General features: G+C 60.8%; 19 protein-coding genes. 17 read left to right on the forward strand and 2 right to left on the reverse strand.

Going from position 1 to position 20,256, the window contains the following annotated elements; all coding sequences use genetic code 11:
- Nucleotides 1-223 precede the first annotated feature (223 nt).
- A complete protein-coding gene (locus AC1DNW_RS16055) occupies nucleotides 224-1,414 on the forward strand; it encodes an MFS transporter (protein ID WP_477853532.1) in 1,191 nt (396 codons plus the stop codon).
- A 56-nt stretch (nucleotides 1,415-1,470) separates the two neighbouring features.
- Here AC1DNW_RS16055 and AC1DNW_RS16060 read toward each other — a convergent pair whose 3' ends face one another.
- Nucleotides 1,471-2,490 (reverse strand): LacI family DNA-binding transcriptional regulator, encoded by a 1,020-nt coding sequence (locus tag AC1DNW_RS16060; RefSeq protein WP_477853534.1) that lies wholly within the window; start codon nucleotides 2,488-2,490, stop codon nucleotides 1,471-1,473.
- A gap of 168 nt (nucleotides 2,491-2,658) precedes the next feature.
- On the opposite strand from AC1DNW_RS16060, the gene AC1DNW_RS16065 reads away from it, so the two are divergent.
- From AC1DNW_RS16065 to AC1DNW_RS16085, 5 genes are all read left to right on the forward strand, one after another.
- Nucleotides 2,659-3,903 carry an ABC transporter substrate-binding protein gene (locus tag AC1DNW_RS16065; RefSeq protein ID WP_477853536.1) on the forward strand — a complete coding sequence of 415 codons (1,245 nt, stop codon included), beginning with the start codon at nucleotides 2,659-2,661 and terminating at the stop codon, nucleotides 3,901-3,903.
- A gap of 81 nt (nucleotides 3,904-3,984) precedes the next feature.
- On the forward strand, nucleotides 3,985-4,905 hold the full coding sequence (locus tag AC1DNW_RS16070; RefSeq protein WP_477853538.1) for a carbohydrate ABC transporter permease: 921 nt from the start codon (nucleotides 3,985-3,987) through the stop codon (nucleotides 4,903-4,905).
- Entirely contained in the window at nucleotides 4,905-5,774 is an 870-nt protein-coding gene (locus tag AC1DNW_RS16075) for a carbohydrate ABC transporter permease (protein WP_113296571.1), read from the forward strand. The genes AC1DNW_RS16070 and AC1DNW_RS16075 overlap by 1 nt, the downstream gene beginning before the upstream one ends.
- Before the next feature lie 29 nt (nucleotides 5,775-5,803).
- Nucleotides 5,804-7,735 (forward strand): glycoside hydrolase family 127 protein, encoded by a 1,932-nt coding sequence (locus AC1DNW_RS16080; RefSeq protein ID WP_477853540.1) that lies wholly within the window; start codon nucleotides 5,804-5,806, stop codon nucleotides 7,733-7,735.
- Between the two features lie 10 nt (nucleotides 7,736-7,745).
- Nucleotides 7,746-8,843 (forward strand): sn-glycerol-3-phosphate ABC transporter ATP-binding protein UgpC, encoded by a 1,098-nt coding sequence (locus AC1DNW_RS16085; RefSeq protein WP_113507074.1) that lies wholly within the window; start codon nucleotides 7,746-7,748, stop codon nucleotides 8,841-8,843.
- Nucleotides 8,844-8,876: 33 nt separating this feature from the next.
- Here the strand turns inward: AC1DNW_RS16085 and AC1DNW_RS16090 are convergent, their stop codons facing one another.
- A complete protein-coding gene (locus AC1DNW_RS16090) occupies nucleotides 8,877-10,175 on the reverse strand; it encodes an alpha/beta fold hydrolase (RefSeq protein WP_477853542.1) in 1,299 nt (432 codons plus the stop codon).
- A 96-nt stretch (nucleotides 10,176-10,271) separates the two neighbouring features.
- Here AC1DNW_RS16090 and AC1DNW_RS16095 point away from each other — a divergent pair, with 96 nt between their 5' ends.
- The 11 genes from AC1DNW_RS16095 to phnD all read left to right on the forward strand — a co-directional run bounded on the left by AC1DNW_RS16095 (nucleotide 10,272) and on the right by phnD (nucleotide 20,240).
- The gene (locus AC1DNW_RS16095; protein WP_477853544.1) at nucleotides 10,272-11,417 is read left to right on the forward strand and encodes a M24 family metallopeptidase; all 1,146 of its coding nucleotides are present in this window, start codon (nucleotides 10,272-10,274) and stop codon (nucleotides 11,415-11,417) included.
- 285 nt (nucleotides 11,418-11,702) lie between these two features.
- The gene (gene phnF / locus AC1DNW_RS16100; RefSeq protein WP_477853545.1) at nucleotides 11,703-12,491 is read left to right on the forward strand and encodes a phosphonate metabolism transcriptional regulator PhnF; all 789 of its coding nucleotides are present in this window, start codon (nucleotides 11,703-11,705) and stop codon (nucleotides 12,489-12,491) included.
- Nucleotides 12,484-12,942, forward strand: a complete 459-nt coding sequence (locus tag AC1DNW_RS16105) for a phosphonate C-P lyase system protein PhnG (protein ID WP_477853547.1) — start codon at nucleotides 12,484-12,486, stop codon at nucleotides 12,940-12,942. The genes phnF and AC1DNW_RS16105 overlap by 8 nt, the downstream gene beginning before the upstream one ends.
- A complete protein-coding gene (gene phnH / locus AC1DNW_RS16110) occupies nucleotides 12,942-13,487 on the forward strand; it encodes a phosphonate C-P lyase system protein PhnH (protein WP_477853549.1) in 546 nt (181 codons plus the stop codon). The genes AC1DNW_RS16105 and phnH overlap by 1 nt, the downstream gene beginning before the upstream one ends.
- Nucleotides 13,487-14,569 carry a carbon-phosphorus lyase complex subunit PhnI gene (locus AC1DNW_RS16115; protein WP_477853551.1) on the forward strand — a complete coding sequence of 361 codons (1,083 nt, stop codon included), beginning with the start codon at nucleotides 13,487-13,489 and terminating at the stop codon, nucleotides 14,567-14,569. Before phnH ends, AC1DNW_RS16115 begins: the two co-directional genes overlap by 1 nt.
- Nucleotides 14,566-15,480 (forward strand): alpha-D-ribose 1-methylphosphonate 5-phosphate C-P-lyase PhnJ, encoded by a 915-nt coding sequence (locus AC1DNW_RS16120; protein ID WP_113296580.1) that lies wholly within the window; start codon nucleotides 14,566-14,568, stop codon nucleotides 15,478-15,480. The genes AC1DNW_RS16115 and AC1DNW_RS16120 overlap by 4 nt, the downstream gene beginning before the upstream one ends.
- Nucleotides 15,477-16,310: an ATP-binding cassette domain-containing protein gene (locus tag AC1DNW_RS16125; RefSeq protein ID WP_477853553.1), complete on the forward strand. Its 834-nt coding sequence runs from the start codon at nucleotides 15,477-15,479 to the stop codon at nucleotides 16,308-16,310. The genes AC1DNW_RS16120 and AC1DNW_RS16125 overlap by 4 nt, the downstream gene beginning before the upstream one ends.
- Before the next feature lie 21 nt (nucleotides 16,311-16,331).
- Nucleotides 16,332-17,072, forward strand: a complete 741-nt coding sequence (locus AC1DNW_RS16130) for a phosphonate C-P lyase system protein PhnL (RefSeq protein WP_477853616.1) — start codon at nucleotides 16,332-16,334, stop codon at nucleotides 17,070-17,072.
- The gene (locus tag AC1DNW_RS16135; protein WP_477853555.1) at nucleotides 17,059-18,231 is read left to right on the forward strand and encodes an alpha-D-ribose 1-methylphosphonate 5-triphosphate diphosphatase; all 1,173 of its coding nucleotides are present in this window, start codon (nucleotides 17,059-17,061) and stop codon (nucleotides 18,229-18,231) included. Before AC1DNW_RS16130 ends, AC1DNW_RS16135 begins: the two co-directional genes overlap by 14 nt.
- A gap of 217 nt (nucleotides 18,232-18,448) precedes the next feature.
- A complete protein-coding gene (gene phnC, locus AC1DNW_RS16140) occupies nucleotides 18,449-19,270 on the forward strand; it encodes a phosphonate ABC transporter ATP-binding protein (RefSeq protein WP_477853556.1) in 822 nt (273 codons plus the stop codon).
- A gap of 55 nt (nucleotides 19,271-19,325) precedes the next feature.
- Nucleotides 19,326-20,240 carry a phosphonate ABC transporter substrate-binding protein gene (gene phnD / locus AC1DNW_RS16145; protein WP_477853558.1) on the forward strand — a complete coding sequence of 305 codons (915 nt, stop codon included), beginning with the start codon at nucleotides 19,326-19,328 and terminating at the stop codon, nucleotides 20,238-20,240.
- Nucleotides 20,241-20,256: the final 16 nt, after the last annotated feature.

Here is a 20,256-nt window from a genome sequence, read left to right on the forward strand (position 1 = left end):
CAAGCTAAATCCATACACGGCGGAAGATCAGATATACGATAGTTTGCTGTCCAAGCCCGCGGCCACCAGAACACATTCCGAGGGGCGGTCGAGAACCAGTTAAGGTTGTTGTTGCGGTTGCCGCTAACAACATATATCTCGGAAATGCCACTCGAAATTGTCTTTTTCGCCATCGTTGCGATTGAGGTCAAAATCCCAACCGATCCCATCCCGGAGCGATCGAATGCATATCCAGCCGCAACATCGGATCTATATCTGCTTCTTTCTCTTCGCCATCTCGATGGGCGCGCTGCTCTCACGATTGCCCGATCTTCAGGACGCTTTGGGTGTCAACAAGTCCGAACTCGGCCTCACGCTGATCGGCGCGGCGATCGGTGCGCTTATTTCCCTGACCTTCGCGTCGCCGCTCATCGCTCGGGTCGGGGCGCGCAAGACAGCATTCCTGACGGTACTCGGCACCTCCGCTCTGCTGGCAACCATCCCCTGGGCCAATGCCGCTTGGCTGGTCTTCTTCATTCTTCTCTGTGAGGGCTTGCTGGCGGGAGCGCTGGAGATCAATCTCAATGTCGAGATCGACCGCATCGAAGCCCAGCTCGGGCGGGGTGTGATGAACAGGGCACACGGCTTTTGGAGCCTTGGATTCTTCCTGACCGCTCTCGTCTCCTCGGCCGTTCGTCAGGCCGGCGTGCCCATGCAACTACATCTTGCGCTGACCTTAGTCTTCGTTTTGATTGTCGGCACGGTTGTCATCTCAGGTATGAAGAACGCACCGGCCCGCGCCGGGCTCGAGCATGTGGAAGGACCGAGCATAGCGCTGCCGACCTGGGGGCTCATGCCGCTCTGCGTAATTGGCATTGCCGCCTTTCTGGTGGAAGGCGCCGGCATCGACTGGTCGGCGATCTACATGCGCGACGCCTTCGCAGTGGAACCTTTTATCGGCGGCCTTGGGCTGACGCTGTTCACCTTCTTCATGGCCGTGGCTCGCCTATTCGTCGATCCGCTCGTCGACCGGTTTGGCGCGCGCGCCGTAGCCACTTTTCTGCTGGTTTTCTCAGTGGCGGGCCTCTGCGCCGTATGGCTTGCGCCGCACCCTTATGTGGCGCTGTTCGGCTTTGCGCTGATGGGCGGCGGCTGCAGCGCGGTCTACCCTCTGGCGGTTTCCGCAGCAGCGCAGCGGACCGATCGCCCGGCCCATCTCAATGTCGCGGCCCTCGGGCAAATGTCCTTCGTCGTGTTCTTCCTGGCGCCGCCACTGCTCGGCTTCGTTGCCGAGCATGCGGGCATCAGGGTCTCCTATCTCGTCTGCCTGCCGGTCATCATTGCCGCCCTGTGTTTGACGAAAGCGCTGAAGCCGCGTGAGGCTGAAAACAAGACGGGCATCGAGAACACAGCCGATCAGGCAGTACGCGGTTAAACGCCCGATCGTGGTCGCCGTACCGCGGCAGCACGTAATCCGTTAAAGGCTCGGCTCTAATCCGCTTGCCCGGCAGAACGGCGATAGACGAGCGTACAGGGTAATCTCTCGACGCCTGGATCGACCTTCTCGCCTTTCGACAGGCCGAGGATCGCGAGCCCTGCCCGGTGACCGAGTTCCTTGAGCTCCATGTCAACAGTCGTCAGGGGCGGACGCGTCTGCCGTGAGACGACTTCCCAATTATCGAAACCCACGACTGCGACGTCGCCGGGGATCGAAATATTTCTGTCGCGCAGCGCATCGATGACGCCGCGGGCGATCTCGTCGCTGCCGCAGAAGATCGCATCCGGTTTCGCCCCGGATCGCGCGAAGACGGTCTCGATCGCCGCGTGCCCCCATTCTTCCGACCAGTCGCCGAACATGACCTCGGCCGTCGGCCCGACGAGCTCTCGGTAGGCCTCGGCGCGAATGCAGGCGGCGCGATAATTCTGCTCGCCGGTGATATGCAGGATACGCGATCGGCCGAGACCCTGGAGATGCTCGACCGCAAGCCGCGCGCCCTGTGCGTCATCGGGATGGAAGCTGACGCTGTCCGGCGGTCCTTGCGCGAAGACATAGACGACCGGGATGCGCAGCCTGGTCAGCTCTGGCGGCGGCTCCAGGTCGATGCGTGTCGCGGTGAAAATGATGCCGTCGACCTGTCTGTCGAGCAGCGCTTCGAGGTGCAGTTTCGCAAGTCGCGGATCGTTGTTGGTGGCGCAGAGGAAAAGCGAGACGCCATGATCGACCAGCACTTCCGATACGCCACTCGCCATCGGCAGTGTCAGACGCCCGTAGGTATCGTTGGTCAGCATGCCGATCGCATGGCTGCGCTTGGTCAACAACCCACGCGCGAGCGCATTCGGACGAAAACCGATCTCCTCGGCAATCCGCCTCACCTTTTCGCGCGTCTCGGCATTGGTTCTTCCAGTGCCGTTCAGCGCGTTCGAAGCCGTTGAAATACTCACCCCCGCGGCCTTCGCCACGTCACGGATCGTATGCCGGCCGCCACCCGATTCCTTCAAATTCGCACCCATTCAACTGACTTGTTAAAACCTTTTAGCAGAAATAATTTAGTTGCTAAAAGGTTTTAACAAAAACATGGCCATTCGATGCATACAGCCTGTCGACATGAAAAATTTTCTCATCTAACGTTGTGTTTGTCTCGAGGCAGAGGAGCCTCGCATAAGAGAAGGGGAACCCACATGCTACATTTGAAAACCACGATTGCCGCTGTTGCGCTGCTGGCGAGCTCTTCTCTCGCCAGCGCCGAAGAAATCACGCTCTGGGTGCGGACATCATCGGGCGCGGTGCTTCAAGGCCTGGCCGAAAAGTATAATGCCGCGCATTCCGACAAGGTCAATGTCACCCAGATCACCGCTGAACAGATGGTGCCGAAGCTTGGCGCCGCAATCGCTGGCGGCGCTGCACCTGATGGTGCAGTCCTCGATCTGATCTACCTGCCGACCTTTGCAGCCAATGACAGCCTTGAAGACATCAGCGATTTCGTAAAGGGTCTGCCTTACGCGGCTGCACTTAGCCCGTCGCACATCCGCCTCGCCACCTATGACGGCAAGGTCTACGGCGTGCCGGCGCTGCCTGATGCCTCCATCATCGCCTACAATACCGACCTCTTCAAGAAAGCTGGCCTTGACCCGGATAAGGCACCGGCCTCGCTCGAAGAGATCGCTGCTGATGCCAAGAAGATCCATGCGCTCGACAAGGAAACTTACGGCTTCTACTTCGTCGCCAATTCAGGCAGCTGGCTGATCTACGACTTCCTGCCGCATCTGTGGGCCGCCAATGCCGACGTACTGAGCGAAGATGGCCGCACTGCCACCGTCGATACGCCGGCGATGCGCGACACTATTGCCGCCTATCGCGACATGTGGAAGGAAGGCGCCATCCACCCGACCTCGCGTTCGGGCAATGGCAACAACGCAGTCGAAGCCTTCGCCTCCGGCAAGGTCGGCATCCTCATGACCGGCTCCTACATCGTCAACCTGCTGACCAGCAAATACCCCGACGTGAAGTTCGCGGTTGCCCCGATCCCGGGCCCGAAGGGCGGCGCATCGAGCTTTGCGGGCGGCGATACGGTAGCGCTCATCAAGGGCATCAGCGAAGAGAAGAAGAAGGTCGCTCTCGACTTCGTCAAGTTCTACATGGAGCCCGAGCAGCAGGTCTACATCACGCAGGAATCCGGCATGCCGTCGCGCACCGATCTTGCCAAGGAAGCCTATGCCAAGTTCGACCAGCGCAATCTCATTGCCTACGACATTCTGGCCAAGGCACGCACGCCCTACACCTTCTCCTCGGATGAGCTCTTCGTCAGCCGTACGGGCCCGTTCCTCAACCTGATCCAGGGCACGATCTTCGGCGACGATGTCGATGGTTCGATCAAGAAGGCGCAGGACGATTTCACCAAGATCCTCGACCGCACCAATCCGTAACTGCATCTGAAGCGGGGCGGTTTTCCGCCCCGCACATCCCGGATTGCCGACACGCGGTTTTGAAATCTTCGAGGAAAAATAGTGGTCGACACGCCGACAACTCATACCAAACAGCCGATCTCCGGGGAGCCGGAGCCGAAGGGCTGGCTGGGGCTGGCCTTCATCCTGCCCGGCTTCCTCTTCATCCTGGTGCTGTTTCTCATTCCGCTCGCCATGACCATATGGATGAGCTTCTACAACTGGCCGCTGCTCGGCCGAAAAAAATTCATCGGCTTTGCCAATTACAGCGAACTCCTTGGCGACATGCAGCTCTGGCATTCGCTTGGCTTCACGATGCTTTATACCGTGCTGGTGACGACCGCGATTTTCGTGGTGGCCTTTCCACTGGCATTGCTCGTCGATCGCCCGCTGCGCTCGGCAGGATTTTTCCGCACGATTTTCTTCATGCCTGTCGTGATCGGCTTCGGCGCGGCCTCCACACTCTGGATGTGGCTGCTCAATCCCGATAGCGGCGTCTTCGCGCAGGTACTGCGCGGAATCGGCCTGATCAGCTCGGCTCCGCGCCCACTCGAAAGCTTCTGGCCGGCGATGGCCGTGATCATCCTCATGGTCGTCTGGAAGACCGCCGGCTTTACCATGGTCATTCTGCTGACCGGCCTGCAGGGCATCTCCAACGATGTCATCGAGGCCGCCAAGATCGATGGCGCCAGCGTCTTCAGCCGCTTTCGCCGCATAACCCTGCCGCTGATGCGCAATTCGCTGGTACTGGCGCTGGTGCTCAACGTCACCTCCTCCATGCTCGCCTTCGACCAGTTCTTCATCATCACCCAGGGCGGGCCGGAAAACAGCACGATCTCGGCGGTATTCTCGATCTACCTGGCGTCCTTCTCGTCCTATCGGCTTGGCTACGGCTCAGCGCTCTCCTTTGCGCTGCTGATCGTGCTGGTCGCCATCAGCGCCATTCAATTCGTGCTGTTGCGCGAGCGCCCGGAGGAAGGCTAATGACCTCGACGCAATCCAGTACAAACAGCAATCCGCGCGGTGGCCAGACGGGCTATCTGCTCTTCCTGCTCGCATCGATCCTGCTTGCGATCTTCTTCATCATGCCGATCGTCTGGTCGCTCGCCAATTCCTTCAAGCCGGCGGCCGAAGCACTTGCCAACCCGGCCGCACTGTTTTCCAAGACCTTCTCGCTGGAGAACTACCGGCGGCTCGAAAATGTGGGCGCCGGCTGGTATGTCTATGCTGCCAATTCGGTGATGATCGCGATCGGCACTGTCCTGCTGACCATTATCGTCTCCGTGCCTGCCGGCTACGGCTTCTCCAAGTTCAGGTTTCCGGGCCAGTCGATCCTCTTCGTGCTGATCATGGCGACGATGATGATCCCGTTCCAGTCGATCCTGACGCCGCTGTTCCTGATCCTGAAACTGCTCGGGCTGCAGAACAACCTGTTCGGCCTGGTGCTGATTTACGTCACCTTCCAGCTGCCGTTCTCCGTCTTCATGATGCGCAATGCCTTTGACGCCGTGCCGAAGGCGCTGATCGAGGCTGCGCGCATCGACGGGGCATCGCAGGCGACGATTTTGCGCCGCATCATGCTGCCGATTGCGCTGCCCGGCGTGGCAACGGTGGCGATGTTTGCCTTCCTCAATTCGTGGAACGAGTTCCTGGCCGCGCTTATCTTCCTGTCGGACCAGAACAAGTTCACATTGCCGATCATGCTGGTGAACGTGTCCTCCGGCCTCTACGGCATCATCGACTGGGGCGCGCTGCAGGCCGGCATCGTGGTCACCATGATCCCCTGCATCATCCTCTTCCTTCTTCTTCAACGCTATTATGTGCGCGGCCTGACGGCCGGCGCCGTGAAATGAGACGCGGCCCGCCCGCTCAAGGAGTTCCCATGCCCATCGCCCAGAAATCCCAATCACGATCCCCGATCGACCGTTACGTGCCGGCCGACCATACGCGCGTCATCTTCAACGGCGGCTTCTGGAGGAGCTGGACTGAGACCGTCCGCAACGTGACCATCCCGACGCAGCACATGCGGCTCGACGAGGAAGGCTTTCTCGAAGTGCTTGATTTCGACAAGCCGGCCGGGCCGCTGGCTCGGCCGATCCAGCCGAKCGGCCTGTCTATGCAGCATTTCTTCGATTCCGATTTCGGCAAATGGATCGAGGCAGCAAGCTATACGCTGAAGAATAATCCGAACCCTGACATCGAGGCAAAGATCGACGCGATCGTCGAGAAACTCGAACATGGCCAGATGGACGACGGCTATCTCAACAGCTGGTTCATCCGCCGCGAACCGGAAAAGCGCTGGACCAATCTGCGCGACCTGCACGAAATGTACTCGATGGGCCATCTTCTGGAAGGCGCCGTCGCCTATTTCGAAGCGACGGGCAAGCGCCGTTTCCTCGACGTGATGATCCGCGCTGTCGATCATATCATCGACACCTTCGGCAGCGAACCGGGCAAGTTGCGTGGCTACGACGCCCATGAGGAAATCGAACTGGCTCTGGTCAAGCTCTACCGGGTGACGAGGGATCCCCGTCACCTGAAGCTCGCTACCTATTTCGTCGACGAGCGGGGCCAGATGCCCTCCTATTATGACGAAGAGGCGCGCAAGCGCGGCGACGATCCGGCCAGCTACGTCTTCCAGACCTATGCCTACAGCCAGGCACACATGCCGATTCGTGAACAAACGCAGGTCGTAGGTCATGCCGTGCGCGCCATGTATCTGTTCTCGGCGATGGCCGATCTGGCCTTCGAGAATKACGACGAGAGCCTGAAGAGCGCCTGCGACCGGCTGTTCGACAATCTGGTGGGACGCCAGCTCTATATCACCGGCGGCCTCGGTCCCTCGGCTTCCAACGAAGGCTTCACCCGCGAATACGACCTGCCGAATGAGACTGCCTATGCCGAGACCTGTGCTGCGGTAGCCCTCGGTTTCTTCAGCCATCGCATGGCTCAGATCGAACTCGACAGCAAGTTCACCGACAGGCTCGAAACCGTGCTCTACAACGGCGCGCTGTCCGGCATCTCGCGCGACGGCGAACATTATTTCTATGAGAATGTGCTCGAAAGCCACGGCCAGAACCGCCGCTGGAAATGGCATTACTGCCCCTGCTGCCCGACGAATATCGCCCGCTTCATCACTTCGCTCGGCCAGTATTTCTACTCGACCAAGGCTGATGAAGTGGCGATCCATCTCTACGGTGAAAATGCCGCGGAGCTCTCGGTCAACAACGCCTTCCTGCGCCTGAAGCAGAACACCGAATATCCGTGGAATGGCGATGTCAGAATTTCGCTCGGCCTTGACCAGCCGAAGCGTTTCACGCTGCGCCTGCGCATTCCCGGCTGGTGCCGCCATGCCGAGGCTTTCATCAATGGCGAGGCCATCAAGCTCGATGTCAGCAAGGGCTATGCCGCCATCGCACGTGAATGGAAGGATGGCGACGAGGTTCGGTTGGCCTTCGACATGCCCATCGATCGCCTTTATGCCCATCCTGCCGCGACCGAAGATAACGGCCGCTTTGCGCTGCGGCGCGGGCCGGTGATCTTCTGCGTCGAGGAAGCCGATCTCGGCACCGAGCCGCAGCGCCTGAGGCTGCCCTCACAGGGCGAGATTGCCGCAAGCTTCGACGCAACGCTTCTCGGCGGCGCCACGGTTCTCGAAGGCGATGCGCTCGAAGCTGATGCTTCGGACTGGCGGGACACGCTCTATCGCACTCAGCCACCGGCGCTGAAGACGACGCGGTTCAGGGCGATCCCCTACCATCTCTGGGCAAACCGAGAGCCGGGCGCGATGGCTGTCTGGCTGCACGAAAAGTAGGGAGATCACAATGGCACGCCTTGAACTGCGCAACGTGGTGAAATCCTACGGCATCTACGAAGCCGTGCGGGGCATCAACCTCAATATCGAGGACAATGAATTCGTTGTCTTCGTCGGCCCGTCAGGCTGTGGCAAATCGACGACGCTGCGCATGATCGCCGGCCTGGAGCACATCACCGGCGGTGATATCGTCATCGGAGATCAGGTCGTCAACCGGCTTGGGCCCGGCAAGCGCGACATTGCCATGGTATTCCAGAACTACGCGCTCTATCCGCACATGAGCGTGCGCGAAAACATCTCCTTCTGCCTTGAGCAGCAGAAACTGCCGAAGGCGGAGATCGACGAGCGCATCAGCCGCGCGGCCGAGACCCTGCATATTACCGAGCTTCTGTCGCGGCGCCCCGGCCAGCTTTCGGGTGGGCAGCGCCAGCGTGTGGCCATGGGGCGCGCCATCGTGCGCAATCCCAAGGTCTTCCTGTTCGACGAGCCACTGTCCAACCTCGATGCCAAGCTGCGCGTGCAGATGCGCACCGAGATCAAGCGCCTGCATCAATTGCTGCCGACCACGACTGTCTATGTCACCCACGACCAGGTTGAGGCCATGACCATGGCCGATCGCGTCGTCGTCATGAATGGCGGCATTATCGAACAGGCCGGACCACCGCAGGAACTTTACCATCATCCTGTCAGCCAGTTCGTGGCCGGCTTCATCGGCTCGCCATCCATGAATTTTCTCAACGCAACGCTTGAGGCTGAGGGCGACGGGCTGGTTGTCGTCCTGGAAGACGGTAGCCGGCTTGCGGTCCCTGCCACGCGCGCCCAGGAATACCGGGCGCATGCCGGCGAGGCGGTCGTCTTCGGAATCCGCCCGGAATCGATATCGAGCCTGACGCCGAAACCCGGCTTTGAAACCATCGAGGCGAATGTTGATCTCGTCGAGCCGCTGGGTCCGGAAACGATGATCTACTTCGACATCGGCTCAGTCATCATGTGCGCCAACGTCGATCCGGAGAGCGATCCGCGCCCACGCACGAAAATGCCGCTCTCCTTCAACATGAACCGCATGCATCTCTTCGATCCCGTCGGCGGCAGGTCTCTTTCGACCTGATCTCCGGTGGGTGCAGCGACGAACGCCCTCGGCTTAGCCGAGGGGACCGCCGCGATCGCGTACCATCTGCCTCAGACGGGTGAAGACCGCAGGCGATTGGCGCACGCCGTCATGCTCGAATTCGTTGGTCACCCAGGTCTGGACGTTGCCGACATCACGCGCGGTCGCAAGCGATAGCTCCGCGTCTACATACATGTCGTCAAAATAGACCGCGGCGGCCACGGGGATCTCGTTCGATATCAACRGGGCTGGATCATAGAGYGGCTCGTATCCATCGTAGCGCGCCAGCGCTTCCACCGCATCGCGGAATGGCCGCAGCGAGCGGATTTCCTCGAACATCCACGGATACATCATCTCGCCGGTCAGATAGAGCGGCCGGCTCCCCTCACCGAATTCAGCAAACTCCGACCGGATGCGCTCCGCCGCCCAGCCGGTCGCGCCCTTGCCCTGTCCGTAGATGCTCTCCTGCAGCACCACGAACATCGGGTTGCCGTCGTAGGAGGTCAGCGACAAGGCCGAGGCGAGGAAGGCATCGGAGAACCGCGTTTCCTCCGGATCGGAGAAGGCTTCGTCCACCAGCCAATGCACATTTTCGTAACCCGGCGCCATGCCGAAATCGATGCCGATGGTCTGCAGCCTGCGCACAGTCAGGCGGTCCCCGTCAGGCAGTCGGACATCTTCGGCGTCGATGCGCTCGGCGATCCGGGCAATGCGATCACGATCGGCGGGATAACGCTTGTAGTACTCCCGGTTCTTGGCGGCGACGCGCGGATAGGTGCGGCGATAGACGTCATCCGCAGTGGCTGAGAGCCCCGCAAGACCGCCCGTGACATAACAAGCAGCCAGCCCTTCGGGTGCATGCGACAGATAGGTGAGCGTCAGGAATCCGCCATAGCTCTGGCCGAGCGTCTCCCATCGCGTACCGCCGAACACGCTTTTCCTGAAATACTCGCAATCGGCGACGATGCTGTCGGCGCGGAAATGACTGAGATAATCTGCTCCTGCCTTTCCATCCGCAAACGCTGCCATGGTGGCGCTCTCTATGCGCGTGCTTCTGCCCGTGCCACGCTGATCCAGCAGCACGACACGATAGGTCTTGAGCGCCTCGCCAAGCCAAGATGGACCGCCGCCGATCGGCCGTGGCGACTTGCCGCCTGGGCCGCCTTGCAGGAAGAGCAGGATAGGCAATTTTTCCTGCTTGCGCGCGGGATCACAGGCCTCGCGCGCGAAGACCTTGATCGACGCGCCATCGGGCCTTTTCCAGTCGAGCGGTACGTCGACGAGATGGTCGCGGACATGGACGCCGGGTATCGTGTATTCGCTGACGAGCATGGTGAAATCCTGTGGAATGTTTGTCGACACAGTGCCTACAATTGCCCTATGCTGGAATCAAGCACTCAATTTCGGCAAAAATTACGGATATATAGCGTGTCTCTTCCGATCTGGTCCCATCCTGTCGCCGCTATCACAGACGAAGAAAGAAGCGGCCGCCTGTCGAGCCTGCGCGAACGTATGCAGGCCGACGGCATTGCCGCCACCCTGCTCGGCCCGACCGAAAGTCTACGCTATTTCACCGGCCTCGTCTGGCACCTGAGCGAGCGGCTGCTCGGCGCGGTCGTGACCGACGACAAGCTCACCTACATCGTACCCGGCTTCGAGTGTAGCCGCGTCGAAACCCTGCCGCATCTGCCGGGCGACATTGCCGTTTGGGAAGAAGAGGAAAGCCCTGCCGCATTGGTCTCGCGGCTGGTCGGCCCGTCCGGCAAGCTCGCGCTCGACGACGCGCTGCCGCTTGCCTTCTATCACGCTTTTACCGGCGTGATGGGCGCTGCGCGTCTTGTTGACGGCGGTCCAATGATCCGCGCGCTGCGGGCCACCAAATCGCCTGCGGAGATCGCGATCATCCGCTACGCGATGGGCATCACGCTGGATGTTCATCGCAAGGTCCACGATATGATCACGCCTGGTGTGGCCGCCTCGGATGTGGTGCGCTTCATCGACCAGCAGCATCGGGCTGCAGGTGCGGAGGGTGGCTCAAGCTTCTGCATCGTCTCGTTCGGCGAAGCCACCTCGCTGCCGCACGGGGCGGATGGCGAACAGATCCTGCAGGCTGGTGACGTCATTCTCGTCGATACTGGCTGCCGCATCGATGGATATCACTCCGATCTGACGCGCACCTATATGCTCGACAGCGGCTATGGCGCATTCGAACGTGCATGGGCAATCGAGCGCGAGGGACAGCAGGCCGTTTTCGATGCAGCAAAACTTGGTGCGCCCTGTGAAAGCCTCGATGCTGCAGCCCGCCACGTGTTGGCACGGCATGGCCTCGGCCCGGACTACAGCCTGCCCGGCCTGCCGCATCGCGCTGGCCATGGCCTCGGCCTCGAAATCCACGAGGCGCCTTATATCGTCCGGGGCAATAAGACCCCACTGGCACCTGGCATGTGCTTCTCGAACGAGCCGATGGTCGTCTTCCCCGGCGCATTCGGTGTTCGCCTCGAAGACCACATTTATATGGCCGAAGACGGCCCGCACTGGTTCACAGTGCCGGCAGAAAATCCCTGCGCGGTTTAAGTCTCGTTTCGCAAGCGTGCCCGAACAAGGCCACCTGACGCCACCGGTCCGTCGTAACGGGGTTGCGCGTCGGGCATTGGCGTGAGCCGATGACGCCTATCGGTCGATGTCGCTGCGCAGCGGCTGATGATCTGATCCGTCAGCCCAGACCTTGCGGATCGGCTCGCCCCGCCTTGTCACGACGGCTAGGTTCGTTAGTGACACTACGCATCTCCGCCACTTACACAAAAGCGTCACCGATCGCCGTTATGTTAAGTCATCCGAATGAATTTAGGATTCATCCGAATGATTGAAGAACAACATTCGATCGACGGGAGATCACGGTCTGGCCAGTGGCAGATCGTCGAGAAACAGATCAACAGGGATATTGCGTCGGGAGCGCTCCAACCGGGAAGCCGCTTGCCGACGGAAACCGAGATCATGGAGCAGTTCGGCGTCGGCCGCCACACCGTGCGGCGGGCGATTGCAGAGCTTGCCTCAGCCGGCAAGGTGCGGGTCGAACAGGGACGCGGCACTTTTGTGGAAGAGCACTCGGTCCTCACCTACAATATCGCCCGGCGAACACGCTTCCGCAAAAACCTGCTCGAACAGGGACGCGTCCCCTCCGGCCAGCCGGTCTCGGAGTCCGAGATCGTGGCGCCGCCCGGCGTCGCTGCGGCGCTGAAGCTTCCCGAAGGCGCAAAGGTCTACATGATCGCCCGACGCGGCTTTGCCGACGACGTGCCGATCAGCCTCAGTCACTCATACCATCCGGTGGAACGTTTCCCGAACATGCATCTGCGGCGTCGCGCAGGTGAATCTGTCACCAGCATCTACGCTGCCTTCGGTATTCCTGACTATATCAGGCAGAGCACGATGATCCTCACTCGTCGCGCGATTGGCGATGAGGCTCAGCTTCTCGCACAGTCGCAGCAGCAGCCGGTGCTCGTCGTCCAGAAGACCGACGTCGACATGGAAGCCCGGCCGATCGCTTATTCCGAGACGGTCTGGGCCGGCGAACGCGTGCAATTCAGCATTGACAACGAGCCGGAGGATCGCGTTGCGACCCCGGCGAAAGGACAGGACGATGAATGACACCACGGAAGCCGGCGCGCCCCCTGCCAGCTTCAGCCATGCGAGCATGCTCGACATACTTGCGAGGGCCKATGCCGAAGAAATCAAGGCCGTCGCAGAGGATTTGCTCGATGAACTCGGACCGGTTGAGGTTTTCGTAAACCGCACCGGCCTCGCGATGCTGCCCTATACCGATACCGTGCAGAACATCGCCTTCCACCTCGGCGAGGTGCTGATGTCCGAAGCCCATATCCGCCTGCCGGATTATGGCGTGGAAGGCTATGGCGCTATCATCGGGCGCGATCTCGAACATGCGATGGCCATGGCCGTCATCGATGCGAGTTTCACAGCCGAGATCGGCAAGGCCGGCATCGAGAATTTTCTGACCAGCGCACAGCATCGCCAGACAGAGGACGACGACATCAAGCTGCGCAAGGTCGAAGCGACGCGCGTGCGCATGGAGACCTTCTGATGACACAGAGCTTGCTCCTTCCGACTGATGAAGACATGCGCTCCAACGCCACCTTCGAAGCGCTGATTTGGGCACTTGCCCGCCCCGGTCGCGTCCAACCCCTGCCCGTTCCGGGCCTTTTCGCACTGGCCGAAAGCCTGCTCGATCGCGAATGCAGCTTCTTTTGCGCAGACGAAAGATTGAAAGCCGATATCACCAGAACCGGCGCCAACGCCGTTGCCCTGCCGCAGGCGGAATATGTCTTCGCATCGATCAGCGATAGCACCGCGGTGTCGGCACTTTCGGCGATGCTGTCCGGCAACCTTCTCTATCCTGATGCATCGGCAACGATCTTCGCGCAGGCACAGATCGGTGCAGGAACTCGGCTTCGCCTGGCCGGCCCCGGCGTGAACGGTTCCATCGATATCGATATCGGCGGTGTGCATCCGAATTTCTGGGCACTCCGCGCCGAAGCAATCCGCTATCCGCTTGGTTGGGACATCTATCTTGCCGACGGTGCAAGCCTGGTCGGCATTCCCCGCTCTATAAAGATAGAGGTGCTTTGATGGCCTATGTTGCAACACGTGGTGGCGAGCACGCCATTGAACAATCCGAACGCCTCTATCGCGAAGAATTGGGGCAGATCGACAAGGCCCGTGTCGACGCAATCGGCGAAGGCCTGCCCTATCTCGTCGACCGCGTCATGGGCGAGGCATCGCTCTATGCGCCGGAGCTTGCCGCACTTGCGCTCGCCCAGTCCGGCGGCGATCTCTACGAAGCTGTGCTGCTGCTGCGCGCCTATCGCACCACCCAGCCGCGCCTGACGATCGCCGAACCGGTTCGCCAGCAGGATCTCTTCACCGTCAGGCGTATTTCGGCCGCCTTCAAGGACATCCCGGGCGGCCAGATTCTCGGACCGACGCTCGATTATTCGCACCGGCTGCTGAATGTCGGCGTGCTGAACGGTGCGGCTTTCGTTCCCGAGCCTGTGGAGGCGGCAGATAAACCGGCGCCGGCCACGCAGCCGTCGCTGACGGACTGGCAGAAGGCGCAGGGCCTGATCGCGGAGACGCCGACCGAGAACGTGCCGCTCGACGAGATCCCCGATGTCACCCGCGAGCCGCTGCTCTTCCCGGCAAGCCGCGCGCACAAGCTGCAGAGCCTTGCGCGTGCAGATACCGGCGGCACCTTGGCGCTCGGCTACTCCACCATGCGCGGCTATGGAAGCGTACATCCGACCGTCAACGAATTGCGGCTCGCCGAAGCCGAAGTGCGCATCCGCCACCCGCGCGGCACGCTCTTCAGCGCCGGACGCGTGCGTGTCAGCCAGACGGAAGTCATCTCCAAGAGCAAGGGCCTGGAGCTCGGCTTTTCCGCCACCTTCGGCTGGAACGAGGTGAAGGTCATCGCCGCCGCCTCGCTCGATCTCGCATCCAATCAGCCCAATCCTCATCCGGCCTCGAATGAGGAGTTCGTCCTCTACCATACGGAACCCGTCGAAAGCTCGGGCTTCTGCATTCACTTCAAGCTACCCCACTATGTCACCTTCCAGTCGAGCCTCGATGCACTGAGGCGCGTGAAGGCCGACAAGGCAGCCAATGAAACCAGCGCGGCCAAGCAGGCCGACCTCGAAAAGGCAATGCCGTGAAACTCGATCAACTGACCAAACCCTGGGCGGCCTTCAGCTACGGCTTCCTGGACGAATCCGCCAAGCGCGAGATGCGCCGCCGCATCCTGAAGGCCATCGCCATTCCCGGCTATCAAGTCCCCTATGCCAGCCGCGAGGTGCCGATTGCCCGTGGCTGGGGCACCGGCGGGCTGCAGGTAACGCTGACCCTTCTCAAACCGACCTCCGTCGTCAAGGTCATCGACCAGGGGGCCGACGATTCCGTCAATGCAAGCAGCATCCGTAGATTCCTGCGCCGCGTCAGCTCGGCGCGCGAGACGCTGGATACGCTGGAGGCCGATATTATCCAGTCGCGTCATCGCATTCCCGAGGAGAAGCTGCGCGAAGACCAGATCCTCGTGCTGCAGGTTCCCAATCCCGAGCCGCTGCGGTCCGTCCAGCCGGACATGTCGGAAGCCCGTATCATGCATGGCGATGCGGATTACGGCCAGCTCTGGCTGACGCTCTACGAACAGCTCGTGCGCTCCGGCCGCATCATGCAGGGCTCCAGCTATCCGAGCATGGTCAACGGCCGGCATGTGATGACACCGTCGCCGATCCCACGCTGGGACGTGCCGAAGATGAACCAGGCGGCGAACCTTACGATCCTCTCCGCCGGCCGCGAAAAACGTATCCACGCGGTGCCGCCCTACACGCGCGTCGAACCGCTCGTCTTCGACGACGTGCCCTACCGGGTCGAGGATCATGCTGACAAGATTTGTCACCGCAGCGGCGTAACAGGCTACTTCATGAACGAGTTGCCGCAAGACGACGGCTCTTCGGCCTTCGAGGTCTCCGACAGTCAGTACGGCGTCAAGCATATCCAAAAGCGGGATGGCGAGGCCGTTGCCATCGGCGAGACCTACTACAAGCAAGGCAGGATCGAGCAATGAGTGCCGCAAATCTTTCTGCTTCCAATCTTTCTGCTTCCGGGCGCCAGCCGCCGCGGCTGATGCTGTCCTCGCCCATCCTGACGATGAGCGGCATCCGCAAGAGCTTTGGCGATGTGCAGGCGTTGCGCAGCGTCGATGTCACCGTCTATCCTGGCGAAGTGCTCGGCATCGTCGGCGAATCCGGCTCGGGTAAATCGACGCTGCTGCGTATGATGAACCTCGAAGACAGAGCCGACGGCGGCGAATACAGGCTGGCACTGCCCGGCCGCGAGGATCTCAACCTCCTCACGCTCGACCGTTTCGAGCGGCGCATGCTGCGAGCACGCCATATCGGCATCGTCTACCAGAACCCGCATCTCGGGCTCCGGATGAACAACACGAGCAGCGGCAATGTCGCAGAGCGGCTGCTGATTGCCGGCGAGCGGAATTTCGCGACACTTCGTACCCGCGCCAGGGGCGCGCTCGATGCTTCGGAATTCCCGGTCGCGCGCATGGATGCCCGGCCCGCGGAACTCTCGGGCGGCATGCAGCAGCGCGTGCAGCTTGCCAAGGCAATCGCGCTTGAGCCGGCCCTGCTCCTGCTCGACGAGCCGACGACGGGGCTCGATGTCAGCGTCCAGGCGCTGGTGCTGGACACGCTGAAGCGGCTGCAGCGTGAACGCCGGATCACCATCGTCATCGTCTCGCATGATCTCGGTGTTATCCGCACGATGGCAGACCGTGTGATGGTGATGCGCAATGGGGAAGCTGTGGAAGAGGGCCTCGCCGACCAGATCTTCCAGGATCCGCAGCATGAATATACCCAGCAGCTCGTGCATGCGAAGCTTTGACAGGAGACCCAGCCGGTGAACATGCACACACATCCTGCCGCTTCTGCGCAGACGATCCTCTCCGTTCAGGGCCTGGCCAAGCATTTCGAGATGCACCATCTGAAACGCACCCTGCACGCTTTCGACAATGTCGATTTCGAGCTACGCGAAGGGGAGTTCATCCTGCTGACGGGCGAAAACGGCGCCGGCAAATCGACCCTGCTGCGCACGCTCTACCGCTCCTATGTGCCGCGATCAGGCCACGCCTATTATCACACGCGCGAAGGCGTCATCGACCTGACGGTCGCAGCCGATGTCGATATCGCCCTTCTGCGACGCCGGGAAATTGGCTTCGTGACGCAGTTCCTGCAGGCCCGTCCGCGCGTAGCGGCGGATGAGCTGGTCGCCGAGCCCCTGCGCCTTGCCGGCCGGCCCTATGACGAGGCGATCGAAGAGGCCCGCCGCTGGCTCTCCGCCTTCGGCGTCAAGCCGGGGCTGTGGGCCGCCTATCCCTCCACCTTCTCCGGTGGCGAGCAGCAGAAGGTCAATCTGGCGCGTGCGCTCATCCTGCCACAGCGGCTTCTCTTCCTCGATGAGCCAACCGCCTCGCTCGACAAGAATGCGCGCCGTGCACTCGTTGTGCGTCTCGCAGAGTTGAAAGCCGCAGGCGTCGCGATGATCGGCGTCTTTCACCACCCCGACGATGTCGCGGATCTCATCGACCGCGAAATCAGCCTTCAAACCCGACAGATCCAGGATGGAGCAGAGAATGTGGCTGAGTGATTTCGAGATCGTGCTGCGCGATAGAATAATACCGCGTGGCGCAGTCAGGATCGAAGACGGCATGATTGCAGAGGTGCGTGACGAGCCGGTGGCGACAGCCGATATTTCCGGCCACGGGAGGCTTCTGCTGCCCGGCTTCATCGATATGCATGGAGACATGATCGAGCGCGAGATCGAGCCGCGGCCGAATGTGCGCTTTCCGCTGGAGCTCGGTATCTTCGAGCTCGACAAGAAACTCGCCGGCAACGGCATCACGACGGCTTATGCGGCTTTGTCCTTCCACGCCAACAGCAGTTACGGCCACATCCGCTCGGAAGAACATTCGCGCTCGATCATTCAGACGCTGGTCGAGCTCCGGAAGAGCGATCTTCTGATCGACCATAAGGTTCACGCACGCTTCGAAATCACCTTCACCCATGCCCGCACCGTGATCGAAGACCTGCTGCGGGCCGGCGCTCTCGATCTCGTCTCTCTGATGGACCACACGCCTGGCCAGGGCCAGTACCGCGATGTCGAACGTCATATCGAGAGCATCGCGCGCAATAACAAGATCACCCTCGAAYAGGCCGCCCAGCGTGTCCAGCAGCGCATGGAAAACCGCGCCCAGAACAACGACGCAGTCGATAATCTCCAGGGCATCGCGGCGACTGCGCGCGACCACGGTGTCATCATCGCCTCCCATGACGACGACAGCGTCGAGAAGGTCGCAATCGTCGAGGGACTGGGCGCGCGCATCAGCGAGTTTCCGGTGACGATGGCGGCTGCGCAGGAGGCACGCAAGTTTGGGCTTGCGACCGCAATGGGTGCACCGAATGCGCTTCGCGGTCTTTCCTATTCGGGCAATCTTTCTGCCCGCGAAGCCTATGAAAGCGGCGTTCTCGATATCCTGGCCAGCGACTATCACCCCTCGGCCATGCTGCCGGCAATCATCGCGCTTGCAGAAGCCGGATCCGGCGGATTACCGGCCTCTGTCGCATTGGTCAGTGCCAATCCGGCGCGGGCGCTCGGCCTTGCGGATCGCGGCGCAATCGAGACCGGGCTGCGGGCCGACCTCGTCATTGCCGAACGCGGTCGTCTTCCGCGGGTGCGCGCCACCTTCTCCAACGGCAGGCAGGTCTATTCGGACGGAATTGTTTCGCGATTCCAACAGGCTGCATAAAAAGCCTGCGGCGAAGATACCCCGCCGCCTTCTCTCGACAAAATACATTCGGAATTTCCGGATGTATTACTTCACAAAAATGGCATAACTAGCGGMAATTATTGGATAATTACTTTATAAAAGTGTCATACTGCGATGATATATTTCGTTTCATAGACTGATAGTTAAGTACAATTCAACCTCGTCTCTGATGGCGCTGACAAGCAGGGGGCTTCCGGTGCTTGAACTTCACTCCCTCAAGAAGAATTTCGGTCAAACACACGCGGTCGACGACGTAAGCCTGTCCATCGACGCGGGCCAGATGGTTGGCATCATCGGCCGCAGCGGCGCCGGCAAATCGACATTGCTCCGGCTGATCAATCGCCTGATCGATCCGACATCCGGCACGATCATGTTCGAGGGCAAGGACATTACCAAGCTGCGCGGCCGCGAGCTGCGCCTGTGGCGCGCCTCCTGCGCCATGGTGTTTCAGCAGTTCAATCTGGTCGAGCGTATGGATGTGTTGACCAATGTGCTGATCGGCCGGGTTGCCCAACACGGCTTTCTCTCGTCCATGCTGCGTCGCTTCACGGACGAAGAAAAGGAAATGGCGATCCGCGCGCTCGATCGGCTCGATCTCGTACCGCAGGCATTGCAGCGGGCCGGCACATTGTCCGGCGGACAACAGCAGCGTGTCGCGATCGCCAAGGCGCTGGTCCAGAACCCGAAGATAATGCTTGCCGACGAGCCGATCGCCTCGCTCGACCCCGCCAATGCGACGCGCGTCATGGAGGCGTTGCGCAAGATCAACCGCGAGGACGGCATTACCGTTCTCGTCAATCTTCATACGCTCGACACTGCCCGCAACTATTGCGAACGCATCATCGCCATGCGGGCCGGGCGGGTGCGCTTTGACGGCGCGCCGGCGGATCTCACCCAGGAACGGGTTCGCGAAATCTATGGCACTGACGATTTCGATGCAGAGATCGACGAGGCCGTGACATCCACCGCATTCAACGCAGGCCGAACCCCAAAAGAGAAGGTTTACCAGGCGGTATGAGTTTCGCCCGCGGCCCCGCAAGGCCGCGGGCTTTTTTTGCAACAGGAGAGTTGGAATGAAAAACGTCCTCATGCTTGCGGCCGTAACGGCTGCGCTTGCCCTTTCCAACCAGGCCCACGCCGACGGTTGGAAAGACCAGTACAAGACGATCCGCCTCGGCGTTCTCTCGGGCGAGAACGAAAAGGACCGCATTGCACGCCGCGTTGGCTTCCAGCAATATCTGGAAAAGGAACTCGGCGTGAAGGTCGAGATCTTCACCGCCGGCAACTATGACGGCGTCATCCAGGCGCTCGCCTCCGACCAGATCGAATTCGCCTTCCTCGGCTCCTCGGCCTATGCTGCCGCTTATACCGAAACCAATGGCGGCGTTGAGCCGCTGCTCGCCGGCCAGGAACAGGATGGCTCGACTGGCTACTATTCGGTCATCACCGTTCGCTGCGATTCCGGCTACAAGTCGGTCGACGACCTCAAGGGCAAGGTACTCGCTTTCGCCGATCCGGATTCCACCTCCGGCTATGCAGTGCCCTACTATAACCTCGTCAAGCAGGGCTACGATCCGAAGACCTTCTTCTCGGCCGTTCCCTTTTCCGGCGCCCACGAAACCGGTGTCATGGCCGTCGCCAACAAGCAGTTCGATGCCGCCGCGACCTATATCAACAACGACGTCAGCGGCATTCCGCAGCGCATGGAATCCAAGGGCATGATACCGAAGGGCGAGATCTGCCGTATCTGGCAGTCGCCTGAGATCACCAACGGACCTTTCGCCACCCGCACCAACTTGCCTGCCGATATGATTGCGGACGTCAAGGCGGCGGTAAAGGCAACGCCGGAAAAGGCGCCTGATGCCTTCAAGGAGATGAGCGGGGGCGACAATTCCACCTCCAAGGGCTATGTCGACGTCAATCACCAGCGCTACCAGTGGATCGTCGACATGCGCGACTGGCTGAAGAAGCAGCGCCGTAACGGCTGATATCCCTCCACGTCAG

The sequence above is a fragment of the Rhizobium sp. 05L429 genome (genome assembly GCF_056397645.1).